Raw genomic sequence first — 16,332 nt, 5'->3', positions numbered from 1 at the left:
TTTCAGATCATTCCCGGGAAGGTGCGCCCACTCACGCCGCCTCGCCGAGAACCATCCACAGGTTCTGATCATTGCTCCGCACTGCGCGCCCTGATGGTGGCTACCGGACAGCGGCAAGCACTCTCCTTCGTGCGACCGCGTTAGACGCATTGAGCGCTCTCCTGCTGCGGCAGAGCTGGAAGTCCGTGACCATGTCCGAGGTCGCGAAGGAAGCCGGTTTGTCTCGACAGACCATCTATAACGAGTTCGGGTCCCGGCGCGGTGTGGCGGAGAGCTACGCGATACGACTGACCGATCAGCTGGTCAGTGTGGTGGACGATGGACTCTACACTTGCGTTGGTGATATCAGATTGGCGCTCGGCCGAGGTTTGGCTGCGTTTTTCGCCGTCTCCGAACGTGACCCATTGGTCAGATCGCTACGAGAAGAAGACGCATCCGCAGACCTCCTGCGGCTCATTACTGTTCACAGCACCCAGCTTGTCGAGCGAGCCGCAGATCACCTCTCTGCCACATTTCAGCGATGCTGGGTGCAAGCCCCGAAACGCCAAGCCGATATCCTGAGCACGTCCATCGTTCAGATGGCCTTGGCGTATGTCTCACGGCCCCCGACTGACGCAGCCCAGACCGCCACCGATATCGCAGACCTACTCGCTCCGTACATCGAGGGGTTCCAAGATTTTCAAGCCAATCCAGAGTTGAGCAAGACGACTCGATTCGGTCGACCGTAGCGACAGCGGTGTAGCGCCGCTAGCGTCGGTGTCACGCAATATTCCCATTCTCAAGAGAAACGAACTTCCGGACAAGAATCCGTCCAGCTTGCCACCACCTCAGTTCCTGGCGTGATCGACGAAAGTGTCGTCGCAAACGTGGGTGACGGCTATGTTCGGTGGAGTCATAAACTTGTGAATTCGGGTCAAAGGAATCACCGTGAAGCTGAGCGATGAGGGTTTGCCACCGCTTGCGTTCGTGCAGCTGCTCGAACGCCGCGCACTCGACCCTGGCGCCGCCGCGCGCCTTCGCGCGATCATGCACCGCGAAGGAACCAGTGAAGCGACGCTCATTCAGCATGACGTCCAGGCACCGATACGGTGGTTTCGGGAGGTCTATCCCGAACTCGATATCGCCCAGGCCACTCGACTCGGATTTGCGTTTGCCGAGCAGGCCCAGTTGACATCGTTCGGGCCCCTGAGTTCACCTTTGATCAGCGCTGGTTCGGTCGCCGAGATCGTCGATCTCCTAACATACCTGCCATTGATCTCCACGGCGTTGAAATCGCAGTTCCACACTGGCGACTACGGTCTGATCGTCGGGCTCACTGCGCACACAGGCGATTCCGCACTGGACTGCTTGGTCATCACCTACGGTGGGTCGGCGTTATTACGACTGCTGGACATGCTCGCCGGTGACATATCGCCGGTGACACTCCATCTGAGCTGGCCGGAGCCGACCGAGGTGAGCCACGACAAAGGTCCGGGGGCGAATCGCCGGTTCTTCGACGCTCCGATTTCCTTCGTCCACGTACCCGAGGACACACTAAACAAGGCTTGTCGGTTCTCGGACCCTCTCGCATATCGACTCGCTATCGCTGATCTGCAGCGAACACTCGCCCATCGGAGTGGGTCCATGCCATCCGCCGAGAAGGTGAGGCAACTGTTGGAAAAGGACCTCGGACAGCGAACCAACCATGATGTTGCACAAGCTTTGTCGATGTCCAGCAGCACGTTGAAGCGGCGGCTTGCCGAAGAAGGGACCACTTATAGCAAGTTGCGCCAATCGCTGCTGTACGAACGCGCGATGCTACGGCTCCTCGACCGCTCGGTTTCGGTCAGCGAGATCGCTTCTGAACTCGGATACAGCGACCTCGCCAACTTCTCTCATGCCTTCAAACGCTGGACCGGGCGCTCTCCGAAAGACTTCCGAAACCCACGACTCTCGGACGACCCGGATTCGACGTAGACCACACAGACGGGGTCAGATCGATGCCTCCGTTCGCGGCCTGGTCGATCTTCATCGCGGAGATTTCGGAGACGTCACCGCCACCCTGCCGTGAGAAGAAGAGTTTGTGCAAACCCGAGTACGAACCACTTGTCACTCGACGGTGTCGGCCGGTACGCGTGTGGTCTCCGATTCGAGAAAGTCGACGAGTGCTTCCAACAGGCTGTCCGCGCGCGTTTCGACATCGGCCAGAACGGAGTCCACGTCGTCGAGAAGACCGTGGGCGTGTCTACGCGCAAGCGTTCCGCGTTCGCAGTAGCCGGGGTCGAGTAGGACCCGCGGTACTGGATCCGGTGCCGCGATCTGCTCCGGCTGTTGTGACCGCGCAGTGGGCTGCAGGTGGGTGGGTGCCCGTCCGTCCAGGTGCATTCGCACGATGCCCGCGACCGCACGGGCGGTCAGCGGGGTCGCAGCCAACGGGGTGTGGCCCCACCGGTCGATAGGAGTCGACAGCGGCTGTTTCCCGGCCGGGTCGAAATACCGGTCGTATCCGCCGAGCCCGGCGCCGCCGTCCACGGCATCGAGAGCGTCGGCGATCATTCGAGTGCTCGGATACCGGGTCCGATGGCCGAGCACCTCACACCAGCGCTGGTACACCATCCGCGGCGAGATGCCCGTCCCCGCCAGCGCGAGGGAGGTGAGGGTATGAACGCCGCGGCCTGTCTCGACGCGAAGGGCGTCGAGACCCGCATCGGCGGTGACATCGCACGCCCGCAGGGCCGCGATGTGCGTGTACGGCAGACCTGTCGTAGCGAGCGTGAGGATCAGTGCGTCTCTGCGTGCGAACAACGCTGACGGCCAACCGTATTCGGGAAGCCGCGCGATGATTCCGCCGATCACGGCTGCCACCTCTTGCAGGCGCGACGTGCGGGCACCATCCAGCGCAGCCCGGACGGTCTCAGCGCGCCCGGGAGGAGGTAATAGATGCCGATGATGAGCGGTGTCGATCACCGCGATCCGACGGCGTTGGGTCGTCGGCGCGGCGGGGTGCGCGTGAAGGAACCGAGCAAGTGACTCCGGAGAGGCCGCCAGTGAGGGTTCGCCATGGGCGGTGCACCAGTCCTCGAACAGTGACCACGTGTGCCGATCCCGCCTCGGTATCGACGTGTTCGTGATGTCCGCTGGTCGTATCGGACAAGGGCGGTCGTCGTGGTCAGCATCTGCCCCGGTCGTCCCGTCGCCGGTCACGGGCTCGGTCGGGTGCCTGGTCATAGGCCGAGCTCGGTAACGGCGTTGCCGACCAGTGGCGCATTCTCGTGAGCGTATGTTTCGACCATTGCGGGTTGTGGTGTACCCGGTTTGGTGCATGATGGCGCGTACGTCTGCACCGTTACGGAAGGCTTGGGTGACGAATCCGGCACGCAGTGAAGCCCGCCCAGTTGGGCGACGGTGGCGGTATCGTAGCCAGCGCGACGCCGGATTGCCGCATGTACCGTAGCCCCGGACAGGGCTGTGTCGGAGAGATTTTCTCGTATGGCAAATAGGTCTCGCCCGCAAATAAGTCTCGACCTTCGAACTCGTTCCGTGAACCAGCATCAGCAGGAGCGCACGAGCAGGCGGGTCGAACCTCGTGTGCCAGCGCTCCGTCCAGTAAGCCGACGGCAGGGTGGAGTGGCCTTCGTGCGATTTCATTCTCCAAGACCGTGTCAGGGCACGGTCGGGCGTACGGCCACACCTCGCCGACACGTCTCGAGGCCGCGCAAGTATCCTCTTTCAACACCCGGGACCGTGTAGTAAGTAGGCCCGTGATCCATCAAATTCGCCCGAATCTGGTTCATCGCGCGGGCACGCGGTGCTAGCGCCGCCGTACGCACGGGAAGGATACCACGAAATGACGTACGGACCCTTGTCCCGGTGAATCCCGTCGATTGACGATGCCAACCCGCCGAAGACATAAGGATGCACAGACCGAATGACTTTTTGCCCTGCTCACAAAGGCCTCGTGGGGCCGAACCTAGTGGCACTGATAGACCGCTAGCACGCCCCACGCTAAGGACAACCACCTCGGACGAAACCCCACCAGCACACCCCAAAGGATCGGTCGAGGCGAATTCTGCCGTGATGCCGGGTGGCGCGCTCGGGCCAAAGGTGGCGCTCAAGGACCGCGCGGTGATGTACACCACACCGGCACAGTAGACGTGTCGGAGGTTACTGATGAATGGAGAATATGGATGAAAACTAAGGCTGCGGTCCTGTGGGGACTCGGCGAGAAATGGCAGGTCGATGAACTCGATCTCGACGATCCCAAGCCAGGCGAGGTGATGGTCAAGCTCACAGCCAGCGGCTTATGCCACTCAGACGAGCATCTGGTCACGGGCGATATTCCGATTCCCTTCCCCGTCGTCGGCGGTCATGAGGGCGCAGGGATTATCCACAAGGTGGGAGCCGGCGTCACCGAAGTCGAAGAGGGCGATCCCGTCGTCCTTTCCTTCCTGCCAGCTTGCGGACGATGCAGCTACTGCGCCCGAGGCATGACGAACTTGTGCGACATGGGCGCCTCCATCGTTCTGGGGCCACAGCTTGACGGCACTTACCGATTCCACGGACGCGGTGAAGACATCGGGCAGATGTGTGTGCTCGGCACATTCAGCGAGTACACCGTGGTCCCCGTGGCCAGCGTCGTGAAGATCGATCAAGGCTTCCCCCTCGACCGCGCTGCCTTAGTCGGCTGTGGCGTGACGACGGGCTTCGGTTCAGCGGTTCGCACTGGCGAGCTGCGCGCAGGCGACACCGCGGTGGTCATCGGAGTGGGGGGGATCGGCAGTAACGCAGTGCAGGGCGCGCGGATTGCCGGTTGCCGCTACGTGATTGCTATCGATCCGGTCGCATTCAAACGTGAGAAGGCACTTGAGTTCGGTGCAACGCATGCCTTCGCCACCGTTGACGAGGCATGGCCGGTGGTCGCGGACCTCACCCGCGGGCAACTGGCAGATGCATGCATCATCACCACTGGTGTAGCCGAAGGTTCCTACATTCTCCCTGCCCTTTCGTTGGTCGGAAAGCGTGGCCGAGTGGTCGTCACTGCCATTGGCCATCCGGACGAAGAATCGTTTTCCGGGTCACTATTCGAACTCACCCTGTACGAGAAGTCGATCAAGGGATCCCTCTTCGGCTCGTCCAACCCCCAGATGGATATTCCTCGCCTCCTTGAGCTCTACAACCTTGGTCAACTCAAACTCGACGAGCTCATTACCAAGGAGTATGCACTCGAGGACATCAATGAGGGCTACGAAGACATGCGTCAAGGACACAACATCCGCGGGCTAATCCGCTTCTAAACCCTGGGCTGACAGAGAGATCAGAAGAATGGCTAGCACGGAATATTCAGTCGATGTCGACCTGCTCATTGTAGGCGCCGGTCCGGTAGGTCTGTACGGCGCCTACTACGCAGGCTTCCGCGGACTGTCGGTCGCCGTCATCGACGCACTACCCAACCCGGGTGGACAGATCACGGCGATGTACCCGGAGAAGCTGATCTTCGACATCGCCGGATTCCCATCAGTAAAGGGACAAAAGCTGATCGACGGACTTCTTCAGCAGGGCGCACCGTTTCAATCGACATATCTGTTGGGGCAGCAGGCGGTTAGTCTCGACCCAGTTGGAGACCGGTGGAAGATTGCAACCAGTACAGGCTTGCAGATTCTGGCTTCGGCTGTTGTCATTACCGCCGGGGTGGGGTCCGTGTCGCCTCGACCTCTGCCCTGCGGCGAAGAGTTTGTGGGCAAGGGTGTGCAATATTTCGTCCCCCGGCTCGACGTGCTTGAAGGGCAAGACGTGCTCGTGGTCGGGGGCGGCGACTCAGCGGTTGACTGGGCGCTGGCTTCTGTTGAGCGTGCCCGATCGACAACCCTGGTGCATCGCCGCAAGCAATTCCGCGCCCACGCACACAGCGTCAAACTGTTGCAGGAATCGTCATGCCGCCAGCTCGTCGATGCCGAAATCATCTCACTGAACGGAAATGGCAGCGTCGACTCCGCCATCGTCAACGTCAAAGCCTCTACCGAGCCGGTCACGGTTCCCTGCACGCTGGTCGTCGCGGCCCTCGGATTCACGATGCAACTCGGTCCGCTCGCGAACTGGGGACTCGAACTTGAGAATCGGTCGATCCTGGTCGATACCACAATGAGGACCAATCGAAACCGCGTCTTTGCTGCCGGTGATATCGCCACATATCCAGGAAAAGTGAAACTTATCGCGGTCGGTTTCGGGGAGGTCGCCTCTGCGGTGAACAACGCCGCGGCCATCCTTCAGCCCGAAGTCGGTCTTGCACCCGGACATTCCAGCGACAATGCGCCGGTATTCGCAGCCATCAGCTAGAAACCCGGATCGGAAAGGAGCATCGTCATGGGCTTCGTCATCGGCGAAAATTGTATTGACATCATGGACAAATCCTGCATGGAGGAATGTCCGGTCGACTGCATCTACGAGGGCGGGCGGATGGCGTACATCAACCCAACCGAGTGCATCGACTGTGGCGCGTGCGAAATCGTGTGCCCGGTAGAGGCGATCAAACCCATGCAACGTCTGGCCGACAAGTGGAAGCCCTTCAAAGAAGCGGCTGCCAACATTTTCGAGACCATTGGGAATCCCGGCGGCTCAACCACAGTCGAGGAAGCACTTGAGGATCCGGAATTCGTCAAGAACTTTGTCAAAGACGACTAACCCGGCGAGTCACGCCACCGACACGCTATATGCATCAGTCGTCGCGGAACGCGCGGCGACATCACCGAAAAAACTGTTAGGAGCAGAGTATGGAGCGCTCGATCACACACAACGGTCGGACCGGTTTCGGCAGCCTTACCCCAGGTGGCCTGAAACTCGACAACTTCCCGATGAAACTTTTCACCAAGGGTAATGGGAAGGTCTGGAATCCGGCGGCCATCGACTTCACCCAGGATGCGGTGGATTTTGCCGCAATGAGCGCGGACGAACAGCGATTGACCATGGTGCTGGCGTCTCAATTCATCGGCGGCGAGGAATCGGTGACTCAGGACCTGCAGCCGTTCGCGGCGGCAATGGCTGCAGAGGGGCGCCTCGGTGACGAACTGTACCTGACACAGTTTATCTACGAGGAAGCTAAGCACACCGAGGGTTTCCGGCGCTTCTTCAATGCCATTGGCCACGAGAATACAGATCTGCACCAGTACGTCGAGTACAGCGACGCGTACAAGCAGATTTTCTTGGACGAATTGCCCAGTGCTCTATACACCCTGACCGAGGACCCATCCCCGGCGAACCAAATACGGGCGAGCGTGACGTACAACCACGTCGTTGAGGGTTGCATCGCTCTGACAGGCTATTTTGCGTGGGCCAAGATGTGTCAACGACGGGGGATCTTGCCCGGTATGCAAAAGCTCGTCAAACACATCGGTGACGACGAGCGCAGGCACATGGCGTGGGGAACATTCACGTGCCGCCGTCACATTGCAGCTGACGATCGTAACTGGGACGCTGTCAGTGACCGCATGCAGGAACTGCTCAATCCTGCGTTGAACCTAATCGTCAATCTCTTCAGCGAGTACGAGGATCGCGGAATTCCGTTCGGCATCACGATCGACGAGATGACCGACTACGCACTCGACAAGGTCAACCGTCGACTCGAATCGATGGAGAGTGCTCGCGGTCTAGATCCCGCGGGTATCGATCTCGACTACTCCCCCGCCGATTTGGAAGAACGCTTCCATATCCAGGATCAGAAGGCAATCGCTGACGCCATCGCACAGGACAAGAAACTGGTCGGCAGCTAGGCTATTTAGACCTTGGGGGGCTGGTCTCGACCAGCCCCCCAAGTCCCTTCAATCGCCGCCCCGTTAAGCCTGGATACACCGATCCAAATAGTGGCCGAACGCAAGTCGTAATGCGAAAAGCCTTGCCGTAGTGAATGAACAAGATTTCCTGAAGATCACATTCGGACGCAGCGAAGAGCACCTCGCAGATGCAACTATCTCAACCCCGACCATCGCAACTTCCAGATTCGACGACCCGAATCTTGTTTCCACCGTATGGCTGGGCCCCAGTGGTCGCGTTGGCCGAGCGACCCGGACTGCTCACCTGTCCGTACCGACTGATGCAGGCGCCAATGCCGGCCGAAGATTGATCACTCGGCGGCGCTCACGTCGACGGCACAGCTAGGCTAGCATGTTGCCATGGCGATCCTCCGCCACGGAGCAATGAAATCGCTATTCGACCACCCTTAGGCACCTTCGACGTCGGGTTCGTGCCTGCGCAAATTCGCCTTCGGGCACGCGCGCCAACTCGACGCCGTGGCGTCACGGTTTCTCTGCGGACTCGCTGAAATCGCCCTGACTGCCGGCGACGGCGGTCGGGTGCTAATCGACATCAACGACTCGATCATCGAAGTCCACGGCCACAGTTCAACAAGGACGCCCACACCGCGCCAACGATTGTCAGACAGACGGCTGAGGAAAGGTTCGTGCGGTTCCTCCCGAGAAACGGCCCGAAGGATCGCCGACAATGGCGCTGATCCCCAAAGGATATCGAAGCCATTACGCGCAAACTCCGCGTTTTCCGGATATCCCACTATCGGTGCGGCAGTTCGGGGAGGCTCTGTCAACGACGGGTTGGAATTGGTTCTGGCCCACTTTCCGTGACGGCTCCACCTTCACGCCGCGTGTCGTTCCGATATGACGTGGACCGTGTGGGAGATGATCGTTCTGATGTCCTGAGAACTGGTGTGACCTGCGTGCATTTCTTCCGCATCTGGCGGGTGTCGACATCGATTCGGTCGATGTGACCGCAGGCGGAGTCCGTATTCGGGCGTCACCGTTGTCGACGTTGGCGAGCTGCCCGACGTGCGGTGTTTCCTCGAAACGAGTGCACAGTCGGTACGAACGAATGCTCGCCGATACGGCTATAGCTGGCCGATCGAGTTACGTTGTCTTGCAGGTACGTCGACCTATGTGCTCGAACACCGGCTGTGACCGACGCACATTTGTCGAGCAGATCGACGGACTGACCAAGGCTTACGCACGGACCACTCCGCTGCTACGCGGAACCCTCGAGAAGATCGCATTTGGCATCTGCGCTGGGCATATATGTCGGACGCTCTACCCTGTTGCGCCTGGTCCGAGCGCTACCTGATCCGCCCACGACCACTGTCGAAGTGCTCGGTGTCGATGATTTCAAGCTGGGAAGGCGACATCACCGTCCTTCAATCCGGCTGCCAGTGCGTCGTAGTTACGCACGTCGGCCTTGTATGCGACGATTCGGCGACCTTCGGCTTCCACCAACCGAACTGTTTCGGCGAGGTCTTCGTCGGTGGCCGGGGCGTAGAAGTCGGCGGTCCGGCCGACCTCGCCGCAGACGTCCATGGCGATGATGTCGGCGCCTTCCTGCGCAAGCCTGATGGCGTGGCTACGGCCTTGACCGCGTGCGGCCCCGGTGATGAACGCTACTTTTCCTGCAACTCTGCTCATGGTTGTTCAATCCTGTTCTTGCTCAGCGTGAAGTGGTGAACGGGTCAGTTCGTGATATCGAGTTCGCCCATGCGTGACCAGTCTTCGCCCGGCAGCTCAGTGTTGAGAATTTTCGGGGTTTCGCTCAAGGCGGGACGCATGGCGTCGAGCCCGGCACGGAAGTGATCGCTCCCCACGTGTGTGACGCCGGCGTCCGTGTCGCGGAATGCTTCGACCAGAACGTATTCCGCCGGGTTGTCGAGGCTGCGTGACCATTCGAACCAGAGGTTGCCCGGCTCGGCTCGGGTTCCCGCCGTAAAGGATTCGGTGATGTTCGGCCAGTTTTCCTGGTGCTCGGGGCGAACGGTGAACTTGACGACGATGAAGATCATGGGATGTCCGATCTGTGAAAATGTACTTCGGGTACACCGAAAGGCGCACGCGCGCTGTAATGCGCGGTGCGTGATGTGGATTTGTTTGGTGGTTACTGCCGTTGGGTCAGGAAGGTGCGTATCCGTACGACACCTTGTGCATCTTGAGTTCCATGTACGTCTGGCACTCGCGGACGCCTCCGATGTCAGGGATGCGGGTGTGGAGAAGGTTGTTGAGGTGGTCGTTGTCGCGGCAGACGAGTTGAACGTAGATGTCGGCGTTACCGACGCACGTGGACACGTACGTCGCCTCTTCCCATTCCGTCAGCGATTCGACGATGTGGTCGTGGCGACCGGGTTCGGCCTTGATCAGCAAGAAGGCGAGCACCCGATAACCGAGGCGGAATGGATCGGCTATCGCGACGATGTTCAGTACTCCGGAGTCCTGCATCCGTCCCGCACGGATGCGCACGGTGCCTTCTGAGATGCCGAGTTCACGTGCAATCTGGCGGTATGGGATCCGGCCGTCACTCTGGAGGAGTCGTAGGATGCCTCGATCGACGTCATCGAGTTCTTCGACGGCGTTTTCGCCGCGACCGATCAACTCTGATTCTCCGGAGACCGTCATTTTGCGCACCGATTGAGTCTAGTTCTTACGCATTGCATATTGGTGTGGGTGTTCCGCGTGTCTGCGCACAGTTCAGGCCGAGACGAATTGGTCGTCGGGCACCAGGACCGCGCGCCCGCGAACCTTGCCGTGGTGGAGGTCGTCGAGTGCCTGCTGGAAGTCCGAGAACCGGTACTTCACGGTGTGCAGCGTGACTGCTCCGCTTGCGGCCAGCGCCATGAGATCGACGAGGTCGTTGTAGGTGCCGACCAGGTTTCCAACGAAGTTGATCTCGGTGCTGATGATGTCGATGGTGGGAATGTTGAGCTTCCCGCCGTAGCCGATGACGTAGTAGGTTCCGGCCCGCCGCAGCATCGCGACTCCGGCCGCGATGGCGGTTCCTTCACCGACGAAGTCGAGTACGGCTTCGGCTCCCGCACCGTCGGTGAGGTCGAGAACCTGCTGCGCTTCGGTGCCGTCGGCGACCACGGTAACGTCGGCGCCGATCTCCCGGGCCAGTTCGAGCGCCTCGGCTGAGCGGTCGACGACGACGATCCGCGCCGATGCGAGGGCGCGCAGCGCCTGGATGCCGATGTGCCCGAGTCCACCGGCGCCAATGACAACTACGGTATGGCCGGGGCGCAGGAATGCCGCGGCTTTACGTGCGGCGTGGTATGCGGTGAGTCCGGCGTCTGCGAGTGCCGCGACGTCGGCGGGGGCGAGGGACGGATCGAGTTTGACGACGCTACGTGCGGTGGTCCGAAGGTACTCGGCCATACCACCTTCGGTGTCGATTCCCGGGAAATCAGAGTTGATGCAATGAACGTCGTCGCCGCTGCGGCAGGCCAGGCAAAGCCCACACGTGGCGAGCGGATGCAGGATCACGGAATCGCCGACGGCGACATTGGTTACGGCCGTGCCGATTTCGACTACCGTTCCGGCGTTCTCGTGGCCGATCGTGTACGGAAGTCGGACAGCGCTCTTGTTTTGCCACTGGCCTTCGATGATGTGCAGGTCGGTTCGGCAGACGCCGGCGCCCTCCACTTTCACGATCACGTCGTGTGGGTCGACGACGACGGGTTGGGGGACGTCGTCGAGAGTGGGCGGTTGATCGTACTGGTGAACTCGTACTGCCTTCATGTGTTACTCAGCTCCTGTTTCCGGTGGTGGAGTCGGTGGTTGCGTTGGCGGCTGTGCTCTTGTGCTGCTTCGGTTCGTCCTCGTCGTGGATGCGCCACTCGATCTTCGTCTTGTCTTGGACTCGTTGTCGGTAGTACCAGAGGACGCAGGCGATCATGAGAATCCCTATGCCGGTGATGGTTTCGCTCATACCGCCATATCCGGTCAGTCCGGGATTCATTATCCCCACCGCGATGGCGAAGCTGTTGATCGCGAACAGGCCGCAGGCTATCGGAATCCATATTCGGGACAATTTGATGGGCCTCGGAACGTCCGGTCGGTCACGTCTGAGGAGGACGAAGGCGCCCACAGCGAGAGTGACGGCTGTCAGATAGCCGAGGTTGCTGGCCAACAGGATGGCGATGGGCTCTCCCAGCAGGATCAGCACGAGAATGTTGATGGTCATATCGGTGGTCAGCGCGCGTCCGGGGACTCCGTACTTGTTGAGGACGCCGAGTTGTTTCACCGTGCCGCCGGACTTGGAGATTCCGTAGAGCGATCGACCTCCGTCGGCTGTCGCGGTCATCATGGCGATGATGAATGCCGCCATCACCGGTAGTTGGCCGAGCCAGGAGTAACTGCCGAGGATCTGATCGAAGGCCAGCCCGATGTAGTTCACCGGGTTGGCGCCGATCGTTTCTTCGCCGAGGGCACCGACCACCATGAACGGCACGATGATGTAGAGACCGAGAATCATTGCGGCGGAGGCGCGTAGAGCCCGAGCTGTGTCCTTGACCGGATCCTTGTACTCGGCAGCGAAGCTGGCACACACTTCGGTGCCGTACGTCGTCCATGCCGTGATGTAGAACCAGACGACGATGACCTTCCAGTCGAACGGAGAACTCGTGCCGGTCCAGGTGATTCGGCTCATATCGAAGTCCGCACCGGACGAGAGCCACGGTCCCGCGATCAGGACGACAAGCCCGATCACCAGCAGAGCGCCCGTCACGCGCGCAACGCCGGCGGCCAACTTCACGCCGAAATAGTTCAGGGCCCATGCCGCTGCGATCGCGCCGATGGCGATCAGGTAGGGAAGACCGAGTTCATGGCCGATGGGAAGTTGGATCGCAATGTTGTTGTCCGGGAAGAATGCCTGCTCGACGAGGGTGCCGAGCACCACTCCTTCAACGGACAGGGACAGCGACCACCCCATCCAGTAGCCGAAGGCGGCGATTGCGCCGAGGGGGGCGAAGTGACGTTTCCAGCCTTCGTAAGCGTAGACCGAGATGCCACCGGACTTGTCGGGGAACATCGAGGCCATCTCGGCGAAGAGGTTGCTCTGCAGGAAGGCCAGCGCGCACGCGACTCCCCAGATCGCAATAGCGGTCCATCCGCCGATCGCGCCGACCGTGTATCCCAGGGTGAGAAACAGGCCGATCGGCATGTTCAGGGCGAAGACTATTCCGTCGCGCCAGGTCAGGGTGCGGACCATCTTCTCGTTCGACGGTGCGGTCTGTGTACTACGTTTCTTTTTCGGTATTTCAGCTGAACTCATTGGACTTCTCTCGAGAGTTGCTGTGCACGATAAGGACTCAGGCTGCGGCGGTGTTCCATTCGGGTATTTCCGAGGTGGCCGTGCCTCGGGCAATCCATGTGCGACATTTCACCATCAGGCGAGCCTGGCCGATGACGCAAGCGCCGACGAGTATGCCGTCGCGCGAATAGAGTGCCGCCAAGCTCTCGCTGTTGCGGGAGATTAACCGCACGCCGTCATGTTGTGTGGTGTCGCCGACGATATTGATCCGTCGACCGAACTGATCCGACCAGACGTAGTCGGCGGCATCGGTGCGTCTCGGCTCGTCGGCCTCGAGGATGTTGTGTGCCAACACCTTTGCCTGTTCGGTCGCCGATGTCCAATGTTCATGCCGCTTCGGAATTCCGTCGGTATCTGCCCAGGCACTTACATCGCCCGCCGCCCAGATTTCGTCACCTGCGCGACCGAAGCCGTCGCATATGACGCCGGCGGCGGACACTGTCAGTCCAGACCCGGCCAACCATTCGGTGTTGGGCACTGCGCCGACGCCGATGACGACGGTGTCGGCGTCGATGCGGTCGCCGTTGTCGAGGACGAGCTGCCGTATCCGCGGCGTTCCAACCAGTTCGGTGACGGAGCGTCCGCAGATCAGCCGAACACCGTGATCGACGGCAGTTTGGGCGATCACAGGTGCCACGTCGACACCGAGATTGCGGGAGAGGGGTATCTGCGCCACTTCGATCACAGTGACGTCGGCACCGAGGGAACGAGCCGAGGCCGCGACCTCCAAACCGATGAACCCACCGCCGATGATCACGACATGCCCCCCGGATGCGATGTCTGCGCGTAGTGCTTGTGAGTCGTCGAACGTCCGTAGTGTGTGAACACCGGCAGGAGCATCCAGGAAGGGATTGCGGGCCCTGGCACCGGTTGCGATGACCAACTGATCGAAACTAACTGTTCCGTTTACTGTTTTGATCTCGCGGCACTCGCACGACAGGCTCAGCGCGCGCTCTCCGAGTCGAAGTTCGACATTGTTCGCGCGGTACCAGTCGAGGTCGTGGAATGTGGGAATCACCGGTGGGGCTGTGTCGGTGAGGACGGATTTCGACAGCGGCGGGCGGTCGTACGGCAGTGCGTCCTCATCGCCGATCAAGGTGAGTCGTCCTTCAAAGCCCTTGTTGCGCAGTGCCTCGACGACGCGCACCCCGGCGAGCGACGCTCCTACGACGACGGTGTGCGTCATGACCGGCTCGAATCGAGCATCAGCGCAGCGGCGGGGCACGACCGTACCGCTTCGTCGGCGCGCGCGAGGTCTGCGGCGGCGACATGGGCCCGGACGAGCACCACTTTGCCGTCGTCGTCGAGATCGAACGTGTCGGGATCAGTGACGACGCAATTTGCGTATCCCTGACATTTATGCAGGTCAGCTGTGATTTTGGCCATCTTCAGTCTTTCGTAGACGGGGCGGTTCACGAGGTGAGTGCGGCGAGCGTGGTCTTCATGAAGCTCTGTAGCGGGCTCTCGCTGTCGAGCAGCAATCGGCCGGAGGGGATACGTCCGGAGTTGTATCCGATCTGCTGGATGTCGGTGGCTTGCTTGTCCTCGATCAGGGTCTGGTCCCACATCTCGAGCCACTGCTTGACCACTTCGGGGTCGGTGCCGGGCTTGGCGTACATGTCGACGAACGCCCAGCATTTCTGCGGGCTGACCGGCTGAACGCTGCCGATGAACCCGACGTAGTCGTCGAGTGCGAAGAATGAGGACGGGAAGGTGAAGGCGAATCGGAAACCTTCGAGCTTTTCCGGATCTACTCCTTCGGGAATCCACTTGATCGGCCCCTGATGCCAGATGGTGTTTTCGCTGGAATCGATCGCGTAGTCGTCGGGGCTGGTGTGATACGTCATTCCGAAGCTGGACTTGTGCAGCGTCGGGCAGTGGTAGCACTCGACTGCGTTCTCGGCCCACAACTTCCAGTTGCATTCCATGTCGTACTCGTAGCGGACCTGGAATTCGTACTCCCGAAGATCGACGTTCATCGCATCGGTACGGGTGCGGATGTCCGCGGTCACCGAGGCCAACGGCGCGGCGTCGGGATCGGGATTGACGAAGATCCACTGGTCCCAACGCTCCACTGAGACGGGTTGCAGCGAGATGGTCGAGCAATCGAAGTTCGGCTCGCGTTGCGAACGCGGCGCGGTCTTGAGTTGGCCGTCGAGCCCGTACGTCCAACCATGATAGGGGCACTGCAGGAGTGGCTTGTTGCCGTTTTCCTCGGCGATGGAATGTAGACGATGTCTGCATACGTTGACGAATCCACGAAGCTGTCCGTCCTTGCCGTGCGTGACGATGATCGGAATGGATCCGGCCTTCGTGACGGCGTAGTCACCTGGCTTGGCCACCGCTGACTCGTGGCAGGCGTACTGCCACGACTTCGCGAAGATCTTCTCCTGTTCGAGTTGATGGATCTCCGGCGCGGAGTAGAACGCGGCCGGCAGTGTCTCGCCCTCGGCCAATAAGGCCAGCATCTCAGCCTCAGTCGGTAGTCCGTACTTGTTCTGGATGTCGCTCATCTGAATCGTCACTGATTGCACTTCCCGTTCTCCGTCAGCCTGAATGTAAGGTAGCTCACATCCCGTTGCGTAACAGCATGCGCATTCTTCTACGCAAAGTCAATATATCTATATCCACGACTGATGGTTTGCGCATTTTTGTTGACGACCAAGAGGGCTGGGGTTCAAAGGTGATCGACGGGCTCGCCGTCGATCTTCGATCGGCCTTTCCCGACATGCGTGGGTTGTCGCGGACCAATCTGAAGTACATGCGGCAGATGGCGAGCATCTGGGGGCGCGATGCAATTGGCCAACAACCTGTTGGCCAATTGCCGTGGGGTCATGTGACGGTATTGCTCGACAAGCTGGATAACCAGTCCGACCGCGACTGGTATGCGTCAACGGCTGCTGAACACGGGTGGTCGCGCAATGTGCTGCAAAATCAGATCAACAGCGGTTTACGGTGCAGGATCGGTGCGGCACCGTCGAATTTTCAGGACCATCTTCCGGCTGAGGATTCCGATCTCGCTCAGCAATTGGTGCGTGACCCGTACGTCTTCGATTTTCTCGACATCACCGAACGTGTCGCGGAGCGGGAGCTGGAGTCCGCGCTGATGCGTCGGCTGGAGCAGTTCCTCCTCGAACTGGGACACGGGTTCGCCTTTGTTGGACGCCAGTACCATTTCGAGGTCGGTGATCAGGATTTCTATATCGACTTGCTGTTCTTCAACTGGGTGCA

Annotated in this window: 16 protein-coding genes and 2 pseudogenes; 8 read left to right on the top strand and 10 right to left on the bottom strand. The window is 60.3% G+C overall.

All coding sequences use genetic code 11. The annotated features are described in order from the left end of the window. Positions 1 to 71: 71 nt before the first annotated feature. Together AC1Q6C_RS32665 and AC1Q6C_RS32660 are read left to right on the top strand one after the other, a co-directional pair. Complete coding sequence (locus AC1Q6C_RS32665; protein WP_492667093.1) at positions 72 to 728, top strand: TetR family transcriptional regulator; 657 nt, start codon at positions 72 to 74, stop codon at positions 726 to 728. Positions 729 to 927: 199 nt separating this feature from the next. Further along, positions 928 to 1,956: a helix-turn-helix domain-containing protein gene (locus AC1Q6C_RS32660; protein ID WP_051649474.1), complete on the top strand. Its 1,029-nt coding sequence runs from the start codon at positions 928 to 930 to the stop codon at positions 1,954 to 1,956. A gap of 132 nt (positions 1,957 to 2,088) precedes the next feature. Here the strand turns inward: AC1Q6C_RS32660 and AC1Q6C_RS32655 are convergent, their stop codons facing one another. Next, positions 2,089 to 2,835 carry a recombinase gene (locus tag AC1Q6C_RS32655; RefSeq protein ID WP_448278974.1) on the bottom strand — a complete coding sequence of 249 codons (747 nt, stop codon included), beginning with the start codon at positions 2,833 to 2,835 and terminating at the stop codon, positions 2,089 to 2,091. A 368-nt stretch (positions 2,836 to 3,203) separates the two neighbouring features. Further along, a pseudogene (locus AC1Q6C_RS32650) lies at positions 3,204 to 3,479 on the bottom strand (tyrosine-type recombinase/integrase); the annotation flags it as partial. A gap of 687 nt (positions 3,480 to 4,166) precedes the next feature. Between AC1Q6C_RS32650 and AC1Q6C_RS32645 the strand changes: the two are divergent. The 5 genes from AC1Q6C_RS32645 (at position 4,167) to AC1Q6C_RS32625 (ending at position 9,096) form a co-directional block, all read left to right on the top strand. Continuing rightward, a complete protein-coding gene (locus AC1Q6C_RS32645) occupies positions 4,167 to 5,273 on the top strand; it encodes an NDMA-dependent alcohol dehydrogenase (RefSeq protein WP_042920077.1) in 1,107 nt (368 codons plus the stop codon). Positions 5,274 to 5,301: 28 nt separating this feature from the next. Then, positions 5,302 to 6,312, top strand: coding sequence for an NAD(P)/FAD-dependent oxidoreductase (locus AC1Q6C_RS32640; RefSeq protein WP_042920079.1), 1,011 nt, complete (start codon positions 5,302 to 5,304; stop codon positions 6,310 to 6,312). A 27-nt stretch (positions 6,313 to 6,339) separates the two neighbouring features. Beyond that, positions 6,340 to 6,657 carry a ferredoxin gene (gene fdxA / locus AC1Q6C_RS32635; protein WP_042920082.1) on the top strand — a complete coding sequence of 106 codons (318 nt, stop codon included), beginning with the start codon at positions 6,340 to 6,342 and terminating at the stop codon, positions 6,655 to 6,657. 89 nt (positions 6,658 to 6,746) lie between these two features. After that, on the top strand, positions 6,747 to 7,742 hold the full coding sequence (locus AC1Q6C_RS32630) for a R2-like ligand-binding oxidase (RefSeq protein ID WP_042920084.1): 996 nt from the start codon (positions 6,747 to 6,749) through the stop codon (positions 7,740 to 7,742). Between the two features lie 1,003 nt (positions 7,743 to 8,745). Beyond that, a complete protein-coding gene (locus tag AC1Q6C_RS32625) occupies positions 8,746 to 9,096 on the top strand; it encodes a transposase family protein (protein WP_074447157.1) in 351 nt (116 codons plus the stop codon). 62 nt (positions 9,097 to 9,158) lie between these two features. Here the strand turns inward: AC1Q6C_RS32625 and AC1Q6C_RS32620 are convergent. From AC1Q6C_RS32620 to AC1Q6C_RS32585, 8 genes and pseudogenes are all read right to left on the bottom strand, one after another. Further along, positions 9,159 to 9,431: pseudogene (locus AC1Q6C_RS32620) on the bottom strand (SDR family NAD(P)-dependent oxidoreductase); the annotation flags it as partial. A gap of 44 nt (positions 9,432 to 9,475) precedes the next feature. Beyond that, positions 9,476 to 9,802: a putative quinol monooxygenase gene (locus AC1Q6C_RS32615; RefSeq protein ID WP_046380389.1), complete on the bottom strand. Its 327-nt coding sequence runs from the start codon at positions 9,800 to 9,802 to the stop codon at positions 9,476 to 9,478. 106 nt (positions 9,803 to 9,908) lie between these two features. Then, entirely contained in the window at positions 9,909 to 10,409 is a 501-nt protein-coding gene (locus AC1Q6C_RS32610; protein WP_054782176.1) for an Lrp/AsnC family transcriptional regulator, read from the bottom strand. Positions 10,410 to 10,481: 72 nt separating this feature from the next. Then, the gene (locus AC1Q6C_RS32605) at positions 10,482 to 11,528 is read right to left on the bottom strand and encodes an NAD(P)-dependent alcohol dehydrogenase (RefSeq protein WP_234552740.1); all 1,047 of its coding nucleotides are present in this window, start codon (positions 11,526 to 11,528) and stop codon (positions 10,482 to 10,484) included. 7 nt (positions 11,529 to 11,535) lie between these two features. Beyond that, positions 11,536 to 13,062, bottom strand: coding sequence for an APC family permease (locus tag AC1Q6C_RS32600; RefSeq protein WP_234552739.1), 1,527 nt, complete (start codon positions 13,060 to 13,062; stop codon positions 11,536 to 11,538). A gap of 37 nt (positions 13,063 to 13,099) precedes the next feature. After that, complete coding sequence (locus tag AC1Q6C_RS32595) at positions 13,100 to 14,287, bottom strand: NAD(P)/FAD-dependent oxidoreductase (protein WP_046380385.1); 1,188 nt, start codon at positions 14,285 to 14,287, stop codon at positions 13,100 to 13,102. After that, on the bottom strand, positions 14,284 to 14,487 hold the full coding sequence (locus tag AC1Q6C_RS32590) for a ferredoxin (RefSeq protein WP_054782319.1): 204 nt from the start codon (positions 14,485 to 14,487) through the stop codon (positions 14,284 to 14,286). Before AC1Q6C_RS32590 ends, AC1Q6C_RS32595 begins: the two co-directional genes overlap by 4 nt. A gap of 26 nt (positions 14,488 to 14,513) precedes the next feature. Further along, on the bottom strand, positions 14,514 to 15,626 hold the full coding sequence (locus AC1Q6C_RS32585; RefSeq protein WP_234552738.1) for an aromatic ring-hydroxylating oxygenase subunit alpha: 1,113 nt from the start codon (positions 15,624 to 15,626) through the stop codon (positions 14,514 to 14,516). Between the two features lie 65 nt (positions 15,627 to 15,691). Between AC1Q6C_RS32585 and AC1Q6C_RS32580 the strand changes: the two genes are divergently transcribed. After that, the coding region (locus tag AC1Q6C_RS32580; RefSeq protein ID WP_492667092.1) for a PDDEXK nuclease domain-containing protein at positions 15,692 to 16,332 on the top strand (641 nt) is incomplete at its 3' end.

It is taken from the genome of Rhodococcus sp. MT28 (genome assembly GCF_058792695.1).
Note: the sequence above shows the minus strand (reverse complement) of the source record. Positions and strands in the feature narration are given on the sequence as shown.